This window comes from Streptomyces sp. IMTB 2501 (assembly GCF_001953885.1).
Classification (GTDB): domain Bacteria; phylum Actinomycetota; class Actinomycetes; order Streptomycetales; family Streptomycetaceae; genus Streptomyces.
On sequence record NZ_MQUS01000012.1, the window covers coordinates 14444 to 32879 of the forward strand.

Here is an 18436-nt window from a genome sequence, read left to right on the forward strand (position 1 = left end):
AGCTGTTCCAACCTAATTGATCACCGCGGGCCATGAGCCGTCGTGACGTCGTCCGCGCGGGCAACAACAGGTACGTCCGGCTTGCGGGCCGGTATCAGCGAGGTGACGGACAGGACGAAGAAGGCGGCCGTGAGCAGCGCCGGGGTGTTACGGCCCCAGGCCGTGGCCACGGCTCCGCCGAGCAGGGCGCCCAGCGGGGCCCCGGCGACGGCGAGGGTGCGGAATGCGGAGCTGACCCGGCCGAGCATGTCGGCGGGGGCACGCTGCTGCATCAGCGTCGTCGTGTTGACGTTCCACAGCATGCCCATGCAGCCGAAGACGGCGAGCGCGGCCACCGCGGCGGCCAGGCTGCGCACGGTGCCCATGACGATCAGCGCGCCGATCTGCACGGTGCCGGCGAGCAGGACGGTCCGCAGCGGGCCGAGAGCTGCCGCGACCCACCGGTTCAGCGCTCCGCCGGTCAGCCCGCCGACGGTGTACGCGGTGGTCACCGCCGCATAACCGGCCGTGCCCGCGTCCAGCCAGCCGGTCACCAGGACCACCAGGGTGGCGATCAGCGCGCCCATGCCGACGTTGCACAGGGCCGTGGCGGCGCACAGCCCGCGCAGCGCCCGGTCGCGCCCCAGGGTACGCAGTCCGGCGGCGATCTCCCGGCGCAGGGTGCTGCCCGCCGGTCTCGCCGTACGTTCGGGTGCGTCGGTCCGCAGGGAGGCGACCAGCGCGGCGGCCACCAGGAAGGTGGCGGCGTCGGCCGCGAAGGGGACGGCCGCCCCGGCGGCGATCAGCACCGGCACGACGGGCGCTCCCATCAGGCCGCCGGCGATCTTCTGTCCGGTCATCAGCCGGGCGTTGGCACTGCCGAGTGCCGGTCGGTCCACCAGGGCGGGCAACAGTGCCATGGAGGCGTTGTCGAACAGCGTCTGGAGCGTGGTCAGCGTGAAGGCCAGCGCGATGAGCAGGGCGATCGAGGCGTGGCCGAGGGCTACGGCCACCGCGAAGGCGGCGACGAGCGTTCCTCGTACCGCGTCCACGGCTCCCATCGCGCGCCGCTGGTCCACCCGGTCCGCCACCGCTCCGCCGAGCAGCCCGAAGACGATCCAGGGCAGATAGCCGCAGGCGGTCACGGAGGCGATGAGCAGGGGACGGTCGGTGAGCGAGGCGGCGAGCAGGGGCAGCGCGGCCCCACGCAGCGCGTCACCGAAGCTGGACAGCACGGCGGCGCTCCACAACCGCCCGAATCCGCCGCGCCACGCGGGCGCACGCCTGTCCCCCGTCTCGGCCCCTGTCACAACTCCCCCTCACGGTTCTCGCCTTCACGAAAACCGTAGAGGTCGCCACTGACAATCGGCCGGGCCCGCGGTGCGGATACCGCTCCGGCCAGGCACCCGCAGGCACCTGGCCGGTGTCAAGTCCTAGATCTCGCCCCGCAGTTTGGCGAGCGCCTCGGCGAGGATCGCCTCGCCGTCCGCGTCGCTGCGCCGCTCCCGCACATACGCGAGGTGCGTCTTGTACGGCTCGGTGCGCGGCGGGTCCGGCGGGTTGTCCCGGTCCTGGCCGGCCGGGAAGCCGCAACGCGGGCAGTCCCAGGTCTCGGGCACCTGTGCGTCGCTGGCGAAGCTCGGCTGGGTCTCATGCCCGTTGGAGCACCAGAAGGAGATGCGCAGCCGTGGCGCGGACTCGCCGCGCTCGGCCTCGCCCATCGGCCCCGCCCCGACCCGGCTTCCCCGGATCGCGTTGCCACTTGCCACGGTCGTAACTCCCTGCGTGATGGTGCCGCGAAGCGAGTCGGCGTTTCGCTTCGCCGCGAGCGCCTCAGTCTACGTAAGGCCCAACGCGCGTCCAGTGATTGGAGTTACAACCCCCACACCAAGACGCAAGCCCCATGATAGGCCGCGCTCAGGAGCGCGTACCGAACATGGGGCCTTGCGTACCGAATATGCGTGATATGCGCCGCTGCGCGGAATGTCAGCGGTTCGTCTGTATGTCAGCTGTTCGTCTTCATCAGGATGCCGAGGACGATGATGCACGCGAACCACAGCAGGCCGACCACGATGGTGATCCGGTCGAGGTTGCGCTCAGCGACCGAGGAGCCGCCGACGGAGGACTGCATGCCGCCACCGAACATGTCGGAGAGGCCGCCGCCCTTCCCCTTGTGCATCAGCACCAGCAGCATCAGCAGCAGGCTGAAGACGATCAGGGCGATCGAGAACCCCAAAACCACGGCTGGACCAACTTCCTCGGATACGGATGGACGACTTCGGTGGGACGACGGGGGGCACAGCACACCGGCTGTGCCCCCGCAAGAGTACGACGTATCGCCGCTGCCGCCTACTCGCGGCGTGCGTCACTGATCGCGGAAACGCACGATCTTGACGAACTCGTCGGCGTCCAGCGAGGCACCGCCGACCAGGGCACCGTCGATGTCGGCCTGGGCCATGATCTCGGCGACGTTGCCGGCCTTGACGGAGCCGCCGTACTGGATGCGGATCTTGTCGGCCACGTCCTGCGAGTACAGCTCGGCGAGCTTGGCGCGGATGGCGGCGCAGACTTCCTGGGCGTCCGCGGAGCCGCAGACCTTGCCGGTGCCGATGGCCCAGACGGGCTCGTAGGCGATGACGACGGTCTCGGCCTGCTCGGCCGGGAGGTCCTTCAGACCGCCCTCAAGCTGGGCGAGGGTGTGGCTGACGTGGTTGCCCGCCTCGCGGACGTCCAGCTCCTCGCCGACGCACAGGATCGGGGTGAGGCCGTGCTTGTAGGCGGCCTTGACCTTGGCGTTCACCAGCTCGTCGGTCTCGTTGTGGTACTGGCGCCGCTCGGAGTGGCCGATGACCACGAACGTGCACTTCAGCTTGGCCAGCATCGGACCGGAGATCTCGCCGGTGTAGGCGCCGGAGTCGTGCGCCGAGAGGTCCTGGGCACCGTACTTGATCTTGAGCTTGTCGCCGTCGACCAGGGTCTGCACGGAGCGCAGGTCGGTGAAGGGCGGCAGGACGGCGACCTCGACGGCCTCGTAGTCCTTGTCGGCCAGGGCGAAGGCGAGCTTCTGGACGTGTGCGATGGCCTCTAGGTGGTTGAGGTTCATCTTCCAGTTGCCCGCCATCAGAGGCGTGCGAGTGGTCATACGGGGTCAGTCCTCCAGTGCGGCGAGGCCGGGGAGCGTCTTGCCCTCAAGGTATTCGAGGGAGGCGCCACCACCGGTCGAGATGTGGCCGAATGCATTCTCGTCGAAGCCGAGCGTGCGCACGGCCGCGGCGGAGTCACCGCCGCCGACGACGGTGAAGCCGTCCGAGGCGACGAGCGCCTGGGCGACCGCCTTGGTGCCCTCGGCGTAGTCGGGGTGCTCGAAGACGCCCATGGGACCGTTCCAGAAGACGGTCGCGGCGTCGGCGAGCTTCGAGGCGTACAGCTCCCGGGTCCTGGGGCCGATGTCCAGGCCCTCCTGGTCGGCGGGGATGGCGTCCGCGGCGACCACGGAGTGCTCGGTGGGGGCCTGGGCCTTCAGGTCCGGGAACGCCCGGGAGACCACGACGTCGACGGGGAGCACCAGCTCCACGCCGGTCTTCTCGGCGCGCTCCATGTACTCCTTGACGACCGGGATCTGGTCCTCCTGCAGGAGGGAGATGCCGACCTCGTAGCCCTTGGCCTTGAGGAAGGTGTAAGCCATGCCGCCGCCGATGAGCAGGCGGTCGGCCTTGCCGAGCAGTTCGTCGATGACGGCGAGCTTGTCGGAGACCTTGGCGCCGCCGAGCGCGACGACGTAGGGGCGCTTGACGTCTTCGGTGAGCTGCTTCAGGACGCCGACCTCGGTGGCGATGAGGTAGCCGGCGTAGTGCGGCAGCTTCTTCGGCAGGTCGTAGACGGAGGCGTGCCCCCGGTGCACGGCGCCGAAGCCGTCACCGACGTAGACGTCGGCGAGTGCGGCCAGCCGGTCGGCGAACCCGGCGCGCTCGGCGTCGTCCTTGGACGTCTCGCCGGCGTTGAAGCGCAGGTTCTCGATGACCGCGACCTGGCCGGGCTGGAGGCCGTCCACGGCGTCGTGGGCGGCCGGGCCGACGGTGTCCTGGGCGAAGGCGACCGGGGTGCCGAGGAGTTCACCGAGGCGCTCGGCGGCGGGCAGCAGCGAGAAGGCGGGGTCCGGGGCGCCCTTGGGGCGGCCCAGGTGCGAGGCGACGACCACCTTGGCGCCGGCGTCCACCAGGGCCTTGATGGTCGGCAGGACGGCACGGATACGGCCGTCGTCGGTGATCGTCCCGTCAGCCAGCGGCACGTTGAGGTCGGCGCGGACGAAGACCCGCTTGCCGCTCACGCCGTCGGCGAGAAGTTCGTCGATCGTCTTCATTGAGTGGACTCCAAAGGAGGGCTCGTGGTGCACCTGATCGTAAGAGGACGTGGTCCGTACGTGAGAGCAGGGCCCGGACAGCGCGGCGGTGCGCTGCCCGAGCCCTGCTCTCACTTCAAGGTCTTGCTGCGACGATCAGAGCTGGTTGCCGACGAAGACCGTGAGGTCGACGAGGCGGTTGGAGTAGCCCCACTCGTTGTCGTACCAGCCGATGACCTTCACGTTCTTGCCCTCCTGGACCATGGTCAGGGAGGAGTCGAAGGTGCAGGACGCCGGGGCGTTGACGATGTCGGAGGAGACGATCGGGTCCTCGGTGTAGTCCAGGAGGCCCTTCAGCTCGCCCTCGGCGGCCTTCTGGAAGGCGGCGTTGACCTCTTCCTTGGTGACCTCGCGGCCGAGCTCGATGACCAGGTCGGTGACCGAGCCGGTCGGGACCGGCACGCGCATGGCGATGCCGTCCAGCTTGCCCTTGAGCTGCGGCAGGACCAGGGCGGTGGCCTTGGCGGCACCGGTGGTGGTCGGGATGATGTTCTCGGCGGCGGCACGGGCGCGGCGCAGGTCCTTGTGCGGGAAGTCCAGGATGCGCTGGTCGTTCGTGTACGCGTGCACCGTGGTCATCAGACCCTTGACGATGCCGAAGTTCTCGTCCAGGACCTTCGCCATCGGCGCCACACAGTTGGTGGTGCAGGAGGCGTTGGAGATGACGTGGTGGTTCGCCGCGTCGTACTTGTCCTGGTTGACGCCCATCACGATGGTGATGTCCTCGTCCTTGGCCGGGGCCGAGATGAGGACCTTCTTGGCGCCGCCGGCGAGGTGCTTGGCGGCGTCCTCGCGCTTGGTGAAGATGCCGGTCGACTCGATGACGATGTCGACACCCAGCTCGCCCCAGGGGATGTCGGCCGGGTTGCGCTCGGAGAGCACCTTGATGGTGTGGCCGTCCACGGTGATGGTGTCGGCGGTGTGGGAGACCTCCTGCTTGAGGCGACCCAGGATCGTGTCGTACTTGAGCAGGTGGGCCGTGGTGGCGGTGTCACCCAGGTCGTTGACAGCCACAACCTCGATGTCCGCTCCCTGCTCCAGCAGCGCGCGGAAGTAGTTACGACCGATACGGCCGAAGCCGTTGATGCCTACGCGGATCGTCACGAACCGATCTCCTCGTTGGTACGCCGGCCATGCGGTGCCGGCGAGCTCTGTTTGGGATGTCCCCGACCACCACCGACCCTACCTCCCTGCGGGCCCCGGGGTGACATCGAGATGGCCCATACACGGGCAGGCGGTCCGTACCCGTCAGTAGGGGTACGGACCGTCCCGGATCGACAATGGATTCACCCGTATTTGGTACGGAATGTCGGGCGGTTTTTGCGCCCTCTTCACTCGTTCGTGAGCGGGTCGGCTCACTTGATCAGGTGGTGGAGAGGGGCACGTCTGCGCACCGTTGAGAGGGCTCCCGCTCACCTGTTGGAACAAGGAGAGCGGGATCTGTCAACGTGGCGGGCCTCACCCGCCGAGCGTGGTGAACGCCTTCCTCAGCAGTGCTGCCCGATCGGCCGCCGACGACACCTGCTCCAGACCGAAACCGAGCAGCACGGTGTCGTCCGTGGTGACCGCTCCGTAGGTCTGGAACAGCGTCCCGGAGCGCGTCCAGTCCTTCAGGACGGCCGGACTGCCCGGGGGCGGTCCGGGCACGTGCCAGGCCCCGAGGGACGACTCGAAGCCCTCGGTCTCCTTGGCCGTGCCGCCGACGACGAGCGAGGCGTCGTCGGCGAGGACGCCATGGCCGCCGGTGCCCGGGTCGGTGATGTAGCTGATCGACACCTCGACGGACTTGCCGGCATAGGCGCTCAGGTCGAAGGCGACCTGCCGCCAGCCGCCGGAGTTGCCGGTGAGGCTGTTCCAGGAGCCGGTCGTGCCGGTCGCGGTGCAGGCGTTGCCGTCGAGCGTCAGATAGTGCTTCAGCCACGGATGCTCGCCGATCAGGAACCCCTGCCCACAGTCCGCCGGTACGGCCGCCCTGGTGGCGCCCCCTGCCTCCGGCAGGGTCGTCCAGTCGTCGGCGCCCACGGTGTGCGCCTCGATCACGGCATGGTCGTAGCCCGGCTCGGTGTCCCACAGCAGCCGGGCGCTCAGCGTCGGCTTGTCGGCGGCGCTGACGCCGGTGAGGTCGATGGTGCGGGCGAGGCGCTTGTAGGCGTCGTCGGTGTGCACGGCGGCGGCCATGTACGAGCCGGAATACGGCCCGTAGGGATTGACGGTCCCGGCGAACCGGCCCGCGCCCGCGCTCTTGAACTGCGGGTACGTGGCGACCGGCAGCGCGTCGGAGGTGACGCCGTAGGTGCCGGCCTGGTCCAGCGGGTTGCCTGAGGCGTCGCCGAGGGCGCCGGTGTAGCCGTCGAGTACGCCGGAGCCGGTGAACCCGGTGGCCCCCTTGGTCGACGTACGGCTGTAGGCGCCCAGGTAGTACTGGCTGAAGTCGTCCGAGAGGGTGCCGCCGCCGAGGTCGACGCTGCCGCCTGCCAGTTCGCCGGCCTCGATCAGCCTGCCGCCCTCGTTCAGATAGGCGCGCAGTTGCAGTTGGGTGGCGTTACCGGGGCCGTTCGCGCCGGAGTAGTGCACGACGGTCCGGAAGTGCTTCAACACGCCGAGCGCGTCCGGGGCGCCCTGTGTCGCGACGTCCCACACGATCGCCCGATGCCCGGCCGCCCGGACCGCGTCCATGTACTTCTGCGCCTGCGTGGCCGCGGTGCCCTCCTCGGCGACGACGAGCGTGTCGGCCCTGGGCCGCTCGGCGACCGTGTACGTGAAGTGCGAACTGGAGACCTTCTTGCCGCTGTCCGTCTCACCGGTGAACCACACCTCGACCTTGTCGCCCGGCTCGCCGTCACGCACCTTGGCCCGGTACTCGTCGAAGTACAGATCGTCCTTGCCGCCGTAGGTCTTGCCGCCCTTCCAGGGCCGGAGCGTCTGGTCGAGGACGCGGCCGCCGTTGACGCGGTACCTCAGCTCCTTGTCGCGGATCGCCTTGCGGACGACGACGGAGACCTCCTGGTCCGCGCCCCGGGAGTACGACGTGGGGAACGCGGCCGGTGTGAAGTCGGCGGCGCTCAGCCCGACGGAGGAGACCGGTCTGTCCGGGTGTACGGCGGTCTCGGCGACGGAGAGCGCGAACGGGATGTTCTTGGCGAACTCCTGCTGGATCAGCTTCTCGTCGTCGGGGAAGTTGAAGACCGACTGGCAGTCCTCGGGCTTCCACGCGTCGTTGGGATCGACGTTCGACGCGGTCTGGCAGGTCGACATCTCGGGGGTGAACATCGCGACGCCGTTGACGTTCGAGGCGTGCCCGTCCGCCTCGCCGTTGGTGGTGTACAGCTCCGAGGAGAGCTGCGAACGGTAGCCGGGGATGGCCGGGTTGTCCGGTGTGCCGGCGAGCGCCTTGTAGAGGACGTCGTCCGGAGTGGGGGTGGCGACCTGCCAGCCGACGCCGTAGAGGAGGAGCTGGGCGGCGGAGTGATAGTTGACGGCGTACGCGAACCCAATGCGTTTCTCGAAGGCGTCCAGCGCCCTGGTCTCGGGCTCGGACGCGGGGCTCGCGCCGCGGTAGGTCTCGCTGGTGGGATTGGGGGACGAACCCTCGTCGTCGTAGCCCCACTTGTAGGGGAAGTTGCGGTTGAGGTCGACGCCGTCGCCCGTGCCGATGACACCGTCGCCGTTGACGTCCCGCAGGTTCTTGCGCCACAGGCGGGTGCTGGAGTTCTTGAACGTGTAGTCGTAGCCGTCGGGGTTGGCCGAGATCACGAACCACAGTTCTGTCGAGTCGACGATCTTCCGGATGCGGCTGTCGTTGCGGTAGTGGTCCAGGTAGTAGTGCATCAGACGCCGGGTCATCTCCGGTGTGATCCACTCGCGCGCGTGCTGATTGGACAGGTACAACACGGACGGCTTGGAGCCGTCGTCCGACTTCCGCGCGTTCTTGGTCAGTTTGAGCGCGAGGATGTCCTGACCGTTGATCGTCTTTCCGATGGATTCGACCTTGGTGAGACCGGGGTTGGCCTCGGCGGTGTCGAGAATCTCCTGCTTCAGCCCGCCGGTGCCGCCGTACGGGCGGAACACGCCTTGGGACGCTCTCGCCAGGCGTGCCTGCGCCTTGGCCGAGACGGTGTGCTCGGTGAGGCCGACGCCCTGCTTGCGGAGCTTCGCGGCCTGCTGGTCGGTGAGGTAGACCTCGACCTCGGACTTTCCGCCTCCGGTGACCTGCTCGCCGAGCTCGTCACCGTCCTGGCCGGCCTGGAGAAGCAGCGGTATCTGCTTCTTGGTGACATCGGCGCGGAAGACCTTGACCTGGTCCGGGTCGGACTTCGCCGGACTTCCGCCCTGCGCCTGGGCTACGGGTGCGAGGCTCGCTCCGCCGATCAGGAGCGCGCCGACAGCGAGGATCGATCTCGCTCTGTGTCTCATGAACCCCCCTAGCGGTGGTCCGCCACAGCGGCGAACAGGTTGCCAGGTTCATGTCAGTCCATGATCGAGTCAAGGGCGCCTCACGGCCACACAAATGAGGGTTCGTCAGGTACGCGAACGCCGGTGCCGAAGCCCCGACCGGGGCCCAGCACCGGCTCGCCGACCTGCCACGGTCAGCCGGCCAGGTTGTCCGCCAGCTCCTCCGAGAGATTGGCCTCCGTGCCCGGGATGCCCAGGTCGGCGGCGCGCTTGTCGGCCATCGCCAGCAGCCGGCGGATACGGCCCGCGACCGCGTCCTTCGTCAGCGGCGGGTCGGCGAGCGCGCCCAGCTCCTCCAGGGAGGCCTGCTTGTGCTCCATGCGCAGCCGGCCCGCCGCGGCGAGGTGCTCGGGAACCTCCTCGCCCAGGATCTCCAGGGCCCGCTGCACGCGGGCACCCGCGGCCACGGCGGCGCGGGCCGAACGGCGCAGGTTGGCGTCGTCGAAGTTGGCGAGCCGGTTGGCCGTGGCCCGCACCTCGCGGCGCATCCGGCGCTCCTCCCAGGCCAGCACCGACTCGTGCGCGCCGAGCCGGGTCAACAGCGCGCCGATCGCGTCACCGTCCCGGACCACCACCCGGTCCACGCCCCGCACCTCACGGGCCTTCGCGGCGATCGACAGCCGACGGGCGGCGCCGACCAGCGCGAGCGCGGCCTCGGGCCCCGGGCAGGTCACCTCCAGCGAGGAGGAACGGCCGGGCTCGGTCAGCGAACCGTGCGCCAGGAAGGCCCCGCGCCAGGCCGCCTCCGCGTCACAGGTGGCTCCGGAGACCACCTGCGGGGGAAGCCCCCTGATCGGGCGGCCCCGGCCGTCGACCAGACCCGTCTGGCGGGCCAGCTGGTCACCGCCGGCGACGACCCGCACGACGTACCGCGAGCCGCGGCGCAGCCCGCCGGGCGCCATCACGATCAGCTCGGAGCTGTGTCCGAAGATCTCCAGGATGTCCCGCTTGAGCCGGCGCGCCGCCATCGCGGTGTCCAGCTCCGCCTCGATCACGATGCGCCCGCTCACCAGGTGAAGGCCGCCGGCGAACCGCAGAATGGCGGAGACCTCCGCCTTCCTGCAGCAGGTCCGGGTGACGGGGAGCCGGGAGATCTCGTCCTTCACCGCTGCCGTCATCGCCATGGGCCGATCCTTCCATGCATCCGAAAAATACGGTCGTACGCGGCGGCCAACAGCTCCGGGTCGTGCCGGGGACTGCCGTCGGTCCGGGCCACCGGGGCCAGCTCGACCGCGGCTCCCAGCCGTTTGGCGGCTTCGGTGAGCGAGTCGCGGTCGGGCACGGCGGCCTCGTCGGCCAGCACCACGTCCAGGGCGAGTTTAGGGGCGTGTCGCCCCAAAACCTCCAAATGACGCTGCGGGGAGAAGCCCTCGGTTTCTCCGGGCTGCGGGGCGAGATTCAGCGACAGCACCTTGCGTGCCTTGGTCTCGGTCAGGGCGTCCAGCAGCTCGGGGACGAGCAGGTGCGGGATCACCGAGGAGAACCAGGAGCCGGGGCCGAGCACCACCCAGTCCGCGTCCAGCACCGCCGCCACGGCCTCGGGCACGGCCGGCGGGTCGTTCGGCACGAGATGCACCGACTGCACCTCGCCGGGCGTGAGCGCGACCGTGGCCTGCCCGCGCACCGTGTCCACCTCCTCCGGGCGCTCCGGGTCATGCCCCTTGACCAGGGCCTGCAGCTCCAGCGGCACGGCGGACATGGGCAGCACGCGCCCGTGCGCGCCGAGCAGCTTGCCGACCAGGTCCAGGGCCTGCACATGGTCGCCGAGCTGCTCCCACAGGGCGACGATCAGCAGATTGCCGACCGCGTGCTCATGCAGGTCGCCCTGGGACTCGAAGCGGTGCTGGATGACCCGGGCCCAAGTCTGGCCCCACTCGTCGTCGCCGCACAGCGCGGCCAGCGCCTTGCGCAGGTCGCCCGGTGGCAGCACGCCCAGCTCGTCCCGCAGCCGGCCGCTGGAACCGCCGTCGTCGGCCACGGTGACGACGGCGGTCAGGTCGCCGGTGATCCGGCGCAGCGCGGCGAGCGAGGCGGACAGGCCCATGCCGCCGCCCAGCGCGACCACCTTGGGCTGCGCGCCGCGCCGGCGGGGCCGGGCCCCGCGAGCCTCGACCGGGCGGCCGGAGCGCGCCTCGGGGACCATCCGGCGCAGCCGGCTCAGCCGCGGTGTACGTTCCGTCATTCCCGTCCCATGTCCCGGTGTACGACCACCGTCTCCACACCCTCGGCCGCGAGGCGCGCGGCGAGCTTCTCCGACATCGCCACCGAACGGTGCTTGCCTCCCGTGCAGCCGATGGCGATGGTCACATACCGCTTGCCCTCACGCCGGTAGCCGGCCGCGATGAGCCGCAGCAGTTCGGCGTACCGGTCGAGGAACTCCTTCGCACCGGGCTGGTTGAAGACATAGGCGGACACCTCCTCGTTGAGGCCGGTGAACGGGCGCAGCTCCGGGACCCAGTGCGGGTTGGGCAGGAACCGCATGTCCGCGACCAGGTCGGCGTCGACCGGAAGGCCGTACTTGAAGCCGAAGGACATCACCGTGGCCCGCAGCTCCGGCTCCTCCTCGCCGGCGAACTGGGCGTCCATCTTGGCGCGCAGCTCGTGCACGTTGAGGCTGGAGGTGTCGATCACCAGGTCGGCGTCGCCGCGCAACTCGCGCAGCAGCTCGCGCTCGGCGGCGATGCCGTCGACGATCCTGCCGTCGCCCTGCAACGGGTGCGGGCGGCGCACCGACTCGAAGCGGCGCACCAGAGCCTCGTCGGACGACTCCAGGAAGACGATGCGCCGGGTGACACCCCGGGTGTCCAGGTCGGCCAGGGATTCGCGCAGATTGTCGAAGAAGCGTCTGCCGCGCACGTCCACGACGACCGCGATCCGCGCCACGTTGCCCTGCGAGCGGGCACCCAGCTCCACCATGGTGGGGATGAGGGCGGGCGGGAGGTTGTCCACGACGAACCAGCCGAGGTCCTCCAGACACTTGGCCGCCGTCGACCGTCCCGCTCCGGACATACCGGAGATGATCACCAGCTCGGGGATGGCCGCTTCGGGGCCTGCACCCGGCGTACCGTCCGTGCTCACCTGTGCTCCGTTTTCCTGGTCCGCGGGCTGGCCACCGGCCGCGGGCAGGTGCTGATCCCGCCCTGCTTCCTTGTGGGCCCGATCTCGCTCCGCTGTGGGCTGTGTCTCGTGCTCGGTCATGTCTCCTGCCCCCGTCGTTCGTCCGGGAGGCCCGCGGTTACGGGTTCCCCCGAGGAACCCGCCGTCGTCTCGGGTTCCTCCTCCTCAATGATCTCCCCAGTCGCCGTGTTCACGGCGGGTGCGGCCGGGACCGCCGCGGCGAGCGCCGCGGCGATCGTCTCGGCCGTCTTCCGGCCTATCCCGGGCACCGCCTGGATCTGTTCGATTGTGGCGGACCGAAGCTTCTTCACCGAGCCGAAATGCTTGATGAGCGCCTGTTTGCGGGTCTCGCCGAGGCCGGGGACATCGTCCAGGGGACCGGCCCGGAAGCGCTTGGCGCGCTTGGTGCGCTGGTAGGTGATCGCGAACCGGTGGGCCTCGTCCCGCACGCGCTGGAGCAGATAAAGGCCCTCGCTGGTCCGGGGCAGGATCACCGGGTCGTCGTCGCCGGGCAGCCAGACCTCCTCCAGGCGCTTGGCGAGACCGCAGACCGCGATGTCGTCGATACCCAGCTCGTCCAGGGCGCGCCGGGCCGCGGCGACCTGGGGCTGTCCGCCGTCGACCACGACCAACTGGGGCGGGTACGCGAACTTCTTGGGGCGGCCCTCGTCGTCCTTGAGGGAGCTGGTGAGCCCGTCCGTACCGGTGAACGCCTCGGCACCGGCGCCCATGTCCGCGCTCGTGAGCGCGCCCTCACCGTCGGTGAGGGAGTCCTCGGTGCCGGAGCCGTCGGCCCACTCGCCCGTCTTCTCCTTCTCGGCGAGGTAGCGCTTGAAGCGGCGGGTGATCACCTCGTGCATGGAGCGGACGTCGTCCTGGCCGGCGAAGCCCTTGATCTGGAAGCGGCGGTACTCGCTCTTGCGCTGCAGGCCGTCCTCGAAGACGACCATGGAGGCGACCACGTCGTCCCCCTGGAGATGTGAGATGTCGTAGCACTCGATGCGCAGCGGGGCGCTGTCCAGGTCGAGGGCCTCGGCGATCTCCTCCAGGGCGCGTGAGCGCGTGGTCAGGTCGGATGCGCGCTTGGTCTTGTGCAGCGTGAGGGCCTGCTGGGCGTTGCGCTGCACGGTCTCCATGAGCGCCTTCTTGTCGCCGCGCTGCGGGATACGCAGGGAGACATTGGCCCCTCGGCGGCCGGTCAGCCACTCCTGGGCCGGCAGGGCCGGCTCGGGCAGCGCCGGAACCAGCACCTCCTTGGGGACCGCGTCCCCGGTCTCCTCGCCGTAGAGCTGCTGCAGAGCATGCTCGACCAGCGCGCCGGTGGTGATCTCCTCGACCTTGTCGGTCACCCAGCCGCGCTGGCCGCGCACCCGGCCTCCGCGCACATGGAAGATCTGCACGGCCGCCTCCAGCTCGTCCTCGGCGACGGCGATGAGGTCGGCGTCCGTCGCGTCGGCGAGCACGACGGCGTTCTTCTCCATGGCCTTCTTCAAGGCCTCGATGTCGTCGCGCAGCCGGGCGGCACGCTCGTACTCCATCTCCTCGGCCGCCTCCATCATCTGCTTCTCCAGACGGCGGAGGTAGGTGCCGGTGCGGCCGGCCATGAAGTCGCAGAACTCCTCGGCCAGCTCCTGGTGATCCTCGGGGCTGATCCGGCCGACGCAGGGGGCGGAGCACTTGCCGATGTAGCCGAGCAGACAGGGGCGGCCGGTGCGGGCGGCGTTCTTGAACACACCGGCCGAGCAGGTGCGCACCGGGAACACGCGCAGCAGCAGATCGACGGTGTCCCGGATGGCCCACGCGTGCCCGTACGGCCCGAAGTACCGGACACCCTTCTTCTTGTGACCGCGCATCACCTGCACACGCGGGAACTCCTCGTTCATCGTCACCGCGAGGTACGGGTAGCTCTTGTCGTCGCGGTACTTGACGTTGAACCGGGGGTCGTACTCCTTGATCCAGGAGTACTCCAGCTGGAGCGCCTCGACCTCCGTGGACACCACGGTCCACTCCACGGACGCGGCAGTGGTCACCATCGTCCGGGTGCGCGGGTGCAGGTTCGCCAGGTCCTGGAAGTAGTTCGCCAGGCGCTGGCGCAGGCTTTTCGCCTTTCCGACGTAGATCACCCGGCGGTGCTCGTCACGGAACCTGTACACCCCGGGAGAGTCCGGGATCTCACCCGGCCTGGGGCGGTAGCTGGAGGGATCGGCCATGTCTCACACCCTACTGGCGAGCACCGACACCGCGTCGGGCCTGTGGACAACCCCCGCGCCCGTGCCGCTCACCCCTCCGCGCACCATGCCGTGCCCGCCGGCGGCAGACCCGTACCGATCATGTGCCGGACGATGCGGAAGGCCTCGTCGAGCGGCACGGTGTCCTCGTCCGGGTAGGTGTCGCACTGCCCGTTCGACGAGCCGGAAGCCGCCGCTCGTCCCGTGAGATCCCGCCGAGACGGCGTGCGCGCCCGGATCGTCCTCTTCGTCGAGAAGCATCACCAAAGCGCGCTCGGTGTTGCTCACCACGGTCAGCAGACGCCCGGCGGAGCTGATCAGCCAGGTTTCGGGACGCCCCTCGGCGATCCGCCGTCGCAGGGCGACGGCCGCCTCCCCGGCCGTCACGGACATGGGCTCACCGGCGAATGTCCAGGTCTCCGTCACCCGCCGATCTTCCCATCGGGTGGCGCGGGCGAGCGTGCGGCCCGTGACCGGCGGCTCGGGCACGGCGTCGGGACCCGGTCGGCTTCGGTCGTGGCGGGTTCGAGGTGTTGTCGGGGTCTGGTCAACACGCTTCAATGCGGGGGAACTCGGGGCCGCGCACGCACGCGTACGGGCGCGGCGTGCGCAGCTACAGGCGTCCACAGCGCCCACGGGGGTGGCCCCGCACACCAGCGCAGACGGTCTGACCAGCCGTAGCGACACCTCACAGAAAGGCGCCCCGGCATGCGGCATGCCACAGAGCACGCGCACCTCCCCACCGCGGAACTGGACACGGCCCTGCGCGGCGGCCCCTTCCATGTGGCGCTGCGCGCCGCGATCGCCGCACGCGGGCTGCCGCTCCAGCGCGTCCAGCACCACCTGTCCCGGCACGGGGTCAAGGTCGGTGTGACCAGCCTCAGTTACTGGCAGCAGGGCGCCCGCCGCCCACAGCGCCCCGAGTCACTCCGGGCGGTACGGGCGCTGGAGGAGATCCTCCAGTTGCCGGACGAGTCGCTGATCCGGCTGCTCGCCGAGGTCGACGAGCGCGCGGTGACCGGCCGCCCGGCGGGGCGCTCCTACCGCTCCCTGATCGAGGCCTCGGGCGTCCTGGACCGGCTCCGGGCCGAGCTGGGCTGGTCCCTCGACGGCGGGCTGCACACCCTCGGCCACCACGAATGCGTCCGCATCGGCGCCCGGCGCGAACTGGCGGGCCGCGAAGCCCACCACATCGTGCGGGCCCACCGCGACGGCGTCGACCGCTTCGTCACCGTGCACCACGGCGACCCGGGCTGCCGCCCGCACGACATCAGAGTGCGGGCGCTGGAGAACTGCCGCACAGGACGCGTCCGCTGGGACCAGGAGACCGGCGTCCTGGTGACAGAGCTGCTCTTCGACACCCGGCTGCGCTCCGGGGACACCTTCCTCTTCCGGTACGGCATCGAGGACGGCACGGCCGGGCCCTCCCGTGAGTACCTCCACCGCTTCGGCTTCCCCGGCGGCCAGTACGCGCTCCAGGTGCGCTTCGACGCGGCCGCGCTGCCGGCCCGCTGCCATCGCTTCACCCAGCACTCGGCGGCGGCCCCCCGCAGCGGCCGGCACGAACTGCTGGTCACCGGCCCACACCACTGCGTCCACGTGGTCGAGCCCCGGATACGCCCGGGCATCGTCGGCATCGCATGGGAGTGGGAGTGAAGTCGCCTCGGGCGTAAGCCAGTTGAGGCAGTCCAAGTCCATCCGGACGACGCCCGGGGCTTCCCTCCTGGCTCGGTGGCGCGGCGCTGGGCGGTCACGTGCGAGCCGGGGGCAGCCGCGCGACTGACGGCCGCGGAGGGACGGTCGTGCGACAGCCGGAGAGGCTGATGGTCGCGCAGCTGCGCAGGCGCAGCCATGCGGCCGCGCGGGAACGGTCGTGCGCAGCGGGGAGGAGGACCGTCGGCGACCGTGCGGGTACGGTGCACGGCAGCGCAGGGACAGCACGCGCCCGCCCGGGAACGCCCTGGGGCTATGCGGGGACGGCCGAGCAACTGTGCGTGAGGACGGTCATGCGGTCGCGCGGCCAAGACGCCGGCACGGCGGTCAGGCGCCCGGGCCGGCGATGATCCTGCCGTTCGTGGTCTTCACCGACAGCTCGGCCAGGGGCTCGCTGGCCGGTGACTGGACCACCTTGCCCGTCACGGCATCGAACTGGCTGCCGTGACAGGGGCAGATCAAGGTCGTCCCCTGCAGCTTGTTGATGGGGCACCCCGCGTGCGTGCAGATCGTGCTGTAAGCCTTCAGCGTGCCGTTTCCGTCACGGCTGACAACCACGTTGTGGTCCCGGTAGAGCTTGGCGCCGCCCTTCGAGACCTCGCTCTCGGCACCGAGGTCGACCGGCGCCGTCGGAGTGGCCGCGACCGCGCTGCCCTGGCCCGGCGCCGAGCACGCGGCCAGGCCGAGCCCGGCGACCGGCGCCACGGCGGCCCCTCGAAGAACGGTGCGGCGGCTCGCGGAGGATCGGGAGGGCATCTGGAACTCCACTGCTCAGGGGGTGTGCAGGGCGACGATACCCGGGCAGAAGGGTCGCCCCTGAGCCGGGGTGGCGACTGCGGGGAGGGGACGTCAGGCAGTGGCAGTGAGGGGCTTGGCAGTGTCCGGCCGATCGTGATGGATCAGGAATTTGCCTGGCGGCGTGGCCATGGCAAGCGACCATGGTGGCTATGGACACGGAGCGGAGGTTTCCGCGCCAAGTGGCTTGCTGGTCCGGCATCCGAGGGCTCAGGCACGTAGCCAGATCTGGATCGCCGCTACGGTGACGGTGCCGTGGAAGACGCATCGTCGCTTGTCGTAGCAGGCCACCACGGCCTGGAAGTGCTTCAGCCTATTGATCGCGCGCTCGACGACGTTGCGCTTCCCGTACCTCCGCCAGGAGGGCGGTGAGGCAGTTCCAGACTGCCTCGCTCCGATGTCCACGACTGCCGCCCCCTTTGAGAGTGCGAAAGGCGGGGGACGCGGCGGACGGTGAGCCCGATACGGCTCGCCGTCCGCCCCCGCGGTGTTCTGACGTCCTCACCGCGCGGGATGTCAGAATCCGATGGCCTCGCGCAGCAGCAGGACGGTGCCGCGCCCGGGCTGCGGCTCGGCGTTGAGGACAAGCAGACGGTTGACCGCGCTCGGCTGCCCGTAGACCGCCTGGGCGCGGGCGGTCTCCAGCGGAAGAGCGTGCTCCTCGACCCGCCGCAGTGCGGTGCTCAGGTCAGGCACCACCTTCTGCGCCCCGACGACCCAGATCGCCCTTGCTGCGCCGCCGGCGGAGGCGGGCAGCTGGCTGCCGCTGCCCGAAGCGATGACGAGCGAGCCGGTCTCAGTGACGGCCGCGACGCTGGCGACGAAGACGTCGGGGGTGGCTACCAGCCGGCGGATCTGGTCGAACTCGGTGGCGCGGTCCATCTTCAGCACGCGCGGCCGGATGGCCTGGTAGCGGTCGCCCGTCTCGATGTCCTGCGTGACACCGGAGAGCCGAAGCGTCTCGCTGGCCCCGGTGAACACGCCCGCGCCCTCGGGTATCAGTTCCTTGATGCGAGCGCGGGCCGCCGCGGCGTCGTCGAGCAGTTCGGCGGTAAAGCCGTTCGCTCGCAGCGCCTCGATCGCCCGGTCCAGCCGTTCGGCGGACGCCGGTGCGCTGAAGTCGTCGGGCGCCCCCGTGGCCGACGCGTCCGCCTCACCGGCACCCGGCGCCCGGCCGGCGTCCCCGGCCTTACCGGAGTCGGGCGCCTGAGCGTCGGGGCCGGGCGCCGAACCCCCCAGCGGGGTGTTGTCGACGTACCTGACCTCGTAGACCCGCTCGGCGAACTTCCATCCCTCCGGTGTACGCCGGTAGGTGTCGTGGTAAATGGCGAAGTTCAGGCCCGAGCGGCCGTCGAGCAGACGCACGATCTCCTGCATGTACGTGCGACCGGTGGCGGTGTCGCCGTCGATCTGGATCGTGCCCGGGTGACTGTTCTGCACGAAGAAGTCCCACTGGCTCTGCAGGCGTTCGCGTCCGGTCCGGATCTCCTCCCGGCCGATAAGCTCGACCGGGACGTTGGGCATGCGCAGAACGCCGTCGGGGGTGAACAGCGCGGCGAGGCGGGCACGGTCGCGCATCATCGCCGCGTCGGTGAACTCGCCGCGCAGCGCTTCGATCTCGACGCGGTCGGCGATTTCTTGGAAGTCGTTCATGCTCAGCGTCCTGTCCTGTGGATGGCGTGCTCCTCTTCACCAGTCCGACAACGCAGCCCCGCCGAATGTGAGGCGAGCCGCCGACCTCACATTCCGCCGC

At 70.2% G+C, this 18436-nt stretch carries 15 protein-coding genes and 1 pseudogene; 1 reads left to right on the forward strand and 15 read right to left on the reverse strand.

Features of this window, described 5'->3' with window-relative positions; all coding sequences use genetic code 11:
- Nucleotides 1-20: 20 nt before the first annotated feature.
- From AV521_RS21280 to AV521_RS21335, 12 genes are all read right to left on the reverse strand, one after another.
- On the reverse strand, nucleotides 21-1289 hold the full coding sequence (locus AV521_RS21280) for an MFS transporter (RefSeq protein ID WP_076090060.1): 1269 nt from the start codon (nucleotides 1287-1289) through the stop codon (nucleotides 21-23).
- 123 nt (nucleotides 1290-1412) lie between these two features.
- Nucleotides 1413-1748 (reverse strand): RNA polymerase-binding protein RbpA, encoded by a 336-nt coding sequence (locus AV521_RS21285; RefSeq protein ID WP_003976875.1) that lies wholly within the window; start codon nucleotides 1746-1748, stop codon nucleotides 1413-1415.
- 236 nt (nucleotides 1749-1984) lie between these two features.
- On the reverse strand, nucleotides 1985-2215 hold the full coding sequence (gene secG, locus AV521_RS21290) for a preprotein translocase subunit SecG (RefSeq protein ID WP_023551598.1): 231 nt from the start codon (nucleotides 2213-2215) through the stop codon (nucleotides 1985-1987).
- A 129-nt stretch (nucleotides 2216-2344) separates the two neighbouring features.
- The gene (tpiA, locus tag AV521_RS21295; protein WP_076090062.1) at nucleotides 2345-3121 is read right to left on the reverse strand and encodes a triose-phosphate isomerase; all 777 of its coding nucleotides are present in this window, start codon (nucleotides 3119-3121) and stop codon (nucleotides 2345-2347) included.
- Nucleotides 3122-3127: 6 nt separating this feature from the next.
- Nucleotides 3128-4339 carry a phosphoglycerate kinase gene (gene pgk, locus AV521_RS21300; RefSeq protein ID WP_076090063.1) on the reverse strand — a complete coding sequence of 404 codons (1212 nt, stop codon included), beginning with the start codon at nucleotides 4337-4339 and terminating at the stop codon, nucleotides 3128-3130.
- A gap of 135 nt (nucleotides 4340-4474) precedes the next feature.
- Complete coding sequence (gap, locus tag AV521_RS21305) at nucleotides 4475-5482, reverse strand: type I glyceraldehyde-3-phosphate dehydrogenase (RefSeq protein WP_076090064.1); 1008 nt, start codon at nucleotides 5480-5482, stop codon at nucleotides 4475-4477.
- Between the two features lie 354 nt (nucleotides 5483-5836).
- Nucleotides 5837-8791, reverse strand: coding sequence for a M14 family metallopeptidase (locus tag AV521_RS21310; protein WP_079249355.1), 2955 nt, complete (start codon nucleotides 8789-8791; stop codon nucleotides 5837-5839).
- A gap of 173 nt (nucleotides 8792-8964) precedes the next feature.
- Nucleotides 8965-9954, reverse strand: coding sequence for a DNA-binding protein WhiA (gene whiA, locus AV521_RS21315; RefSeq protein ID WP_067125808.1), 990 nt, complete (start codon nucleotides 9952-9954; stop codon nucleotides 8965-8967).
- The gene (gene yvcK, locus AV521_RS21320) at nucleotides 9945-11012 is read right to left on the reverse strand and encodes a uridine diphosphate-N-acetylglucosamine-binding protein YvcK (RefSeq protein ID WP_076090065.1); all 1068 of its coding nucleotides are present in this window, start codon (nucleotides 11010-11012) and stop codon (nucleotides 9945-9947) included. The genes whiA and yvcK overlap by 10 nt, the downstream gene beginning before the upstream one ends.
- Nucleotides 11009-12028 (reverse strand): RNase adapter RapZ, encoded by a 1020-nt coding sequence (gene rapZ / locus AV521_RS21325; protein ID WP_076090066.1) that lies wholly within the window; start codon nucleotides 12026-12028, stop codon nucleotides 11009-11011. The genes yvcK and rapZ overlap by 4 nt, the downstream gene beginning before the upstream one ends.
- Nucleotides 12025-14157 (reverse strand): excinuclease ABC subunit UvrC, encoded by a 2133-nt coding sequence (gene uvrC / locus AV521_RS21330; protein ID WP_076090067.1) that lies wholly within the window; start codon nucleotides 14155-14157, stop codon nucleotides 12025-12027. Before uvrC ends, rapZ begins: the two co-directional genes overlap by 4 nt.
- Before the next feature lie 3 nt (nucleotides 14158-14160).
- On the reverse strand, nucleotides 14161-14601 hold the full coding sequence (locus tag AV521_RS21335) for a hypothetical protein (RefSeq protein ID WP_256725647.1): 441 nt from the start codon (nucleotides 14599-14601) through the stop codon (nucleotides 14161-14163).
- Between the two features lie 282 nt (nucleotides 14602-14883).
- On the opposite strand from AV521_RS21335, the gene AV521_RS21340 reads away from it, so the two are divergent.
- On the forward strand, nucleotides 14884-15831 hold the full coding sequence (locus AV521_RS21340; protein ID WP_076090068.1) for a hypothetical protein: 948 nt from the start codon (nucleotides 14884-14886) through the stop codon (nucleotides 15829-15831).
- Nucleotides 15832-16215: 384 nt separating this feature from the next.
- Here the strand turns inward: AV521_RS21340 and AV521_RS21345 are convergent, their stop codons facing one another.
- From AV521_RS21345 to AV521_RS21355, 3 genes and pseudogenes are all read right to left on the reverse strand, one after another.
- Entirely contained in the window at nucleotides 16216-16644 is a 429-nt protein-coding gene (locus AV521_RS21345; protein ID WP_076090262.1) for a Rieske (2Fe-2S) protein, read from the reverse strand.
- A 249-nt stretch (nucleotides 16645-16893) separates the two neighbouring features.
- Nucleotides 16894-17034 (reverse strand): annotated as a pseudogene (locus AV521_RS47755) (IS5/IS1182 family transposase); the annotation flags it as partial.
- A 165-nt stretch (nucleotides 17035-17199) separates the two neighbouring features.
- Nucleotides 17200-18336 (reverse strand): LUD domain-containing protein, encoded by a 1137-nt coding sequence (locus tag AV521_RS21355; protein ID WP_076090070.1) that lies wholly within the window; start codon nucleotides 18334-18336, stop codon nucleotides 17200-17202.
- Nucleotides 18337-18436 lie beyond the last annotated feature (100 nt).

Coding starts and splice junctions, on each gene's coding strand:
- tpiA (WP_076090062.1), bottom strand. CDS start 3,121: ATGACCACTCGCACGCCTCTGATGGCGGGCAACTGGAAGATGAACCTC.
- pgk (WP_076090063.1), bottom strand. CDS start 4,339: ATGAAGACGATCGACGAACTTCTCGCCGACGGCGTGAGCGGCAAGCGG.
- AV521_RS21310 (WP_079249355.1), bottom strand. CDS start 8,791: ATGAGACACAGAGCGAGATCGATCCTCGCTGTCGGCGCGCTCCTGATC.
- whiA (WP_067125808.1), bottom strand. CDS start 9,954: ATGGCGATGACGGCAGCGGTGAAGGACGAGATCTCCCGGCTCCCCGTC.
- yvcK (WP_076090065.1), bottom strand. CDS start 11,012: ATGACGGAACGTACACCGCGGCTGAGCCGGCTGCGCCGGATGGTCCCC.
- rapZ (WP_076090066.1), bottom strand. CDS start 12,028: ATGACCGAGCACGAGACACAGCCCACAGCGGAGCGAGATCGGGCCCAC.
- uvrC (WP_076090067.1), bottom strand. CDS start 14,157: ATGGCCGATCCCTCCAGCTACCGCCCCAGGCCGGGTGAGATCCCGGAC.
- AV521_RS21340 (WP_076090068.1), top strand. CDS start 14,884: ATGCGGCATGCCACAGAGCACGCGCACCTCCCCACCGCGGAACTGGAC.
- AV521_RS21345 (WP_076090262.1), bottom strand. CDS start 16,644: ATGCCCTCCCGATCCTCCGCGAGCCGCCGCACCGTTCTTCGAGGGGCC.
- AV521_RS21355 (WP_076090070.1), bottom strand. CDS start 18,336: ATGAACGACTTCCAAGAAATCGCCGACCGCGTCGAGATCGAAGCGCTG.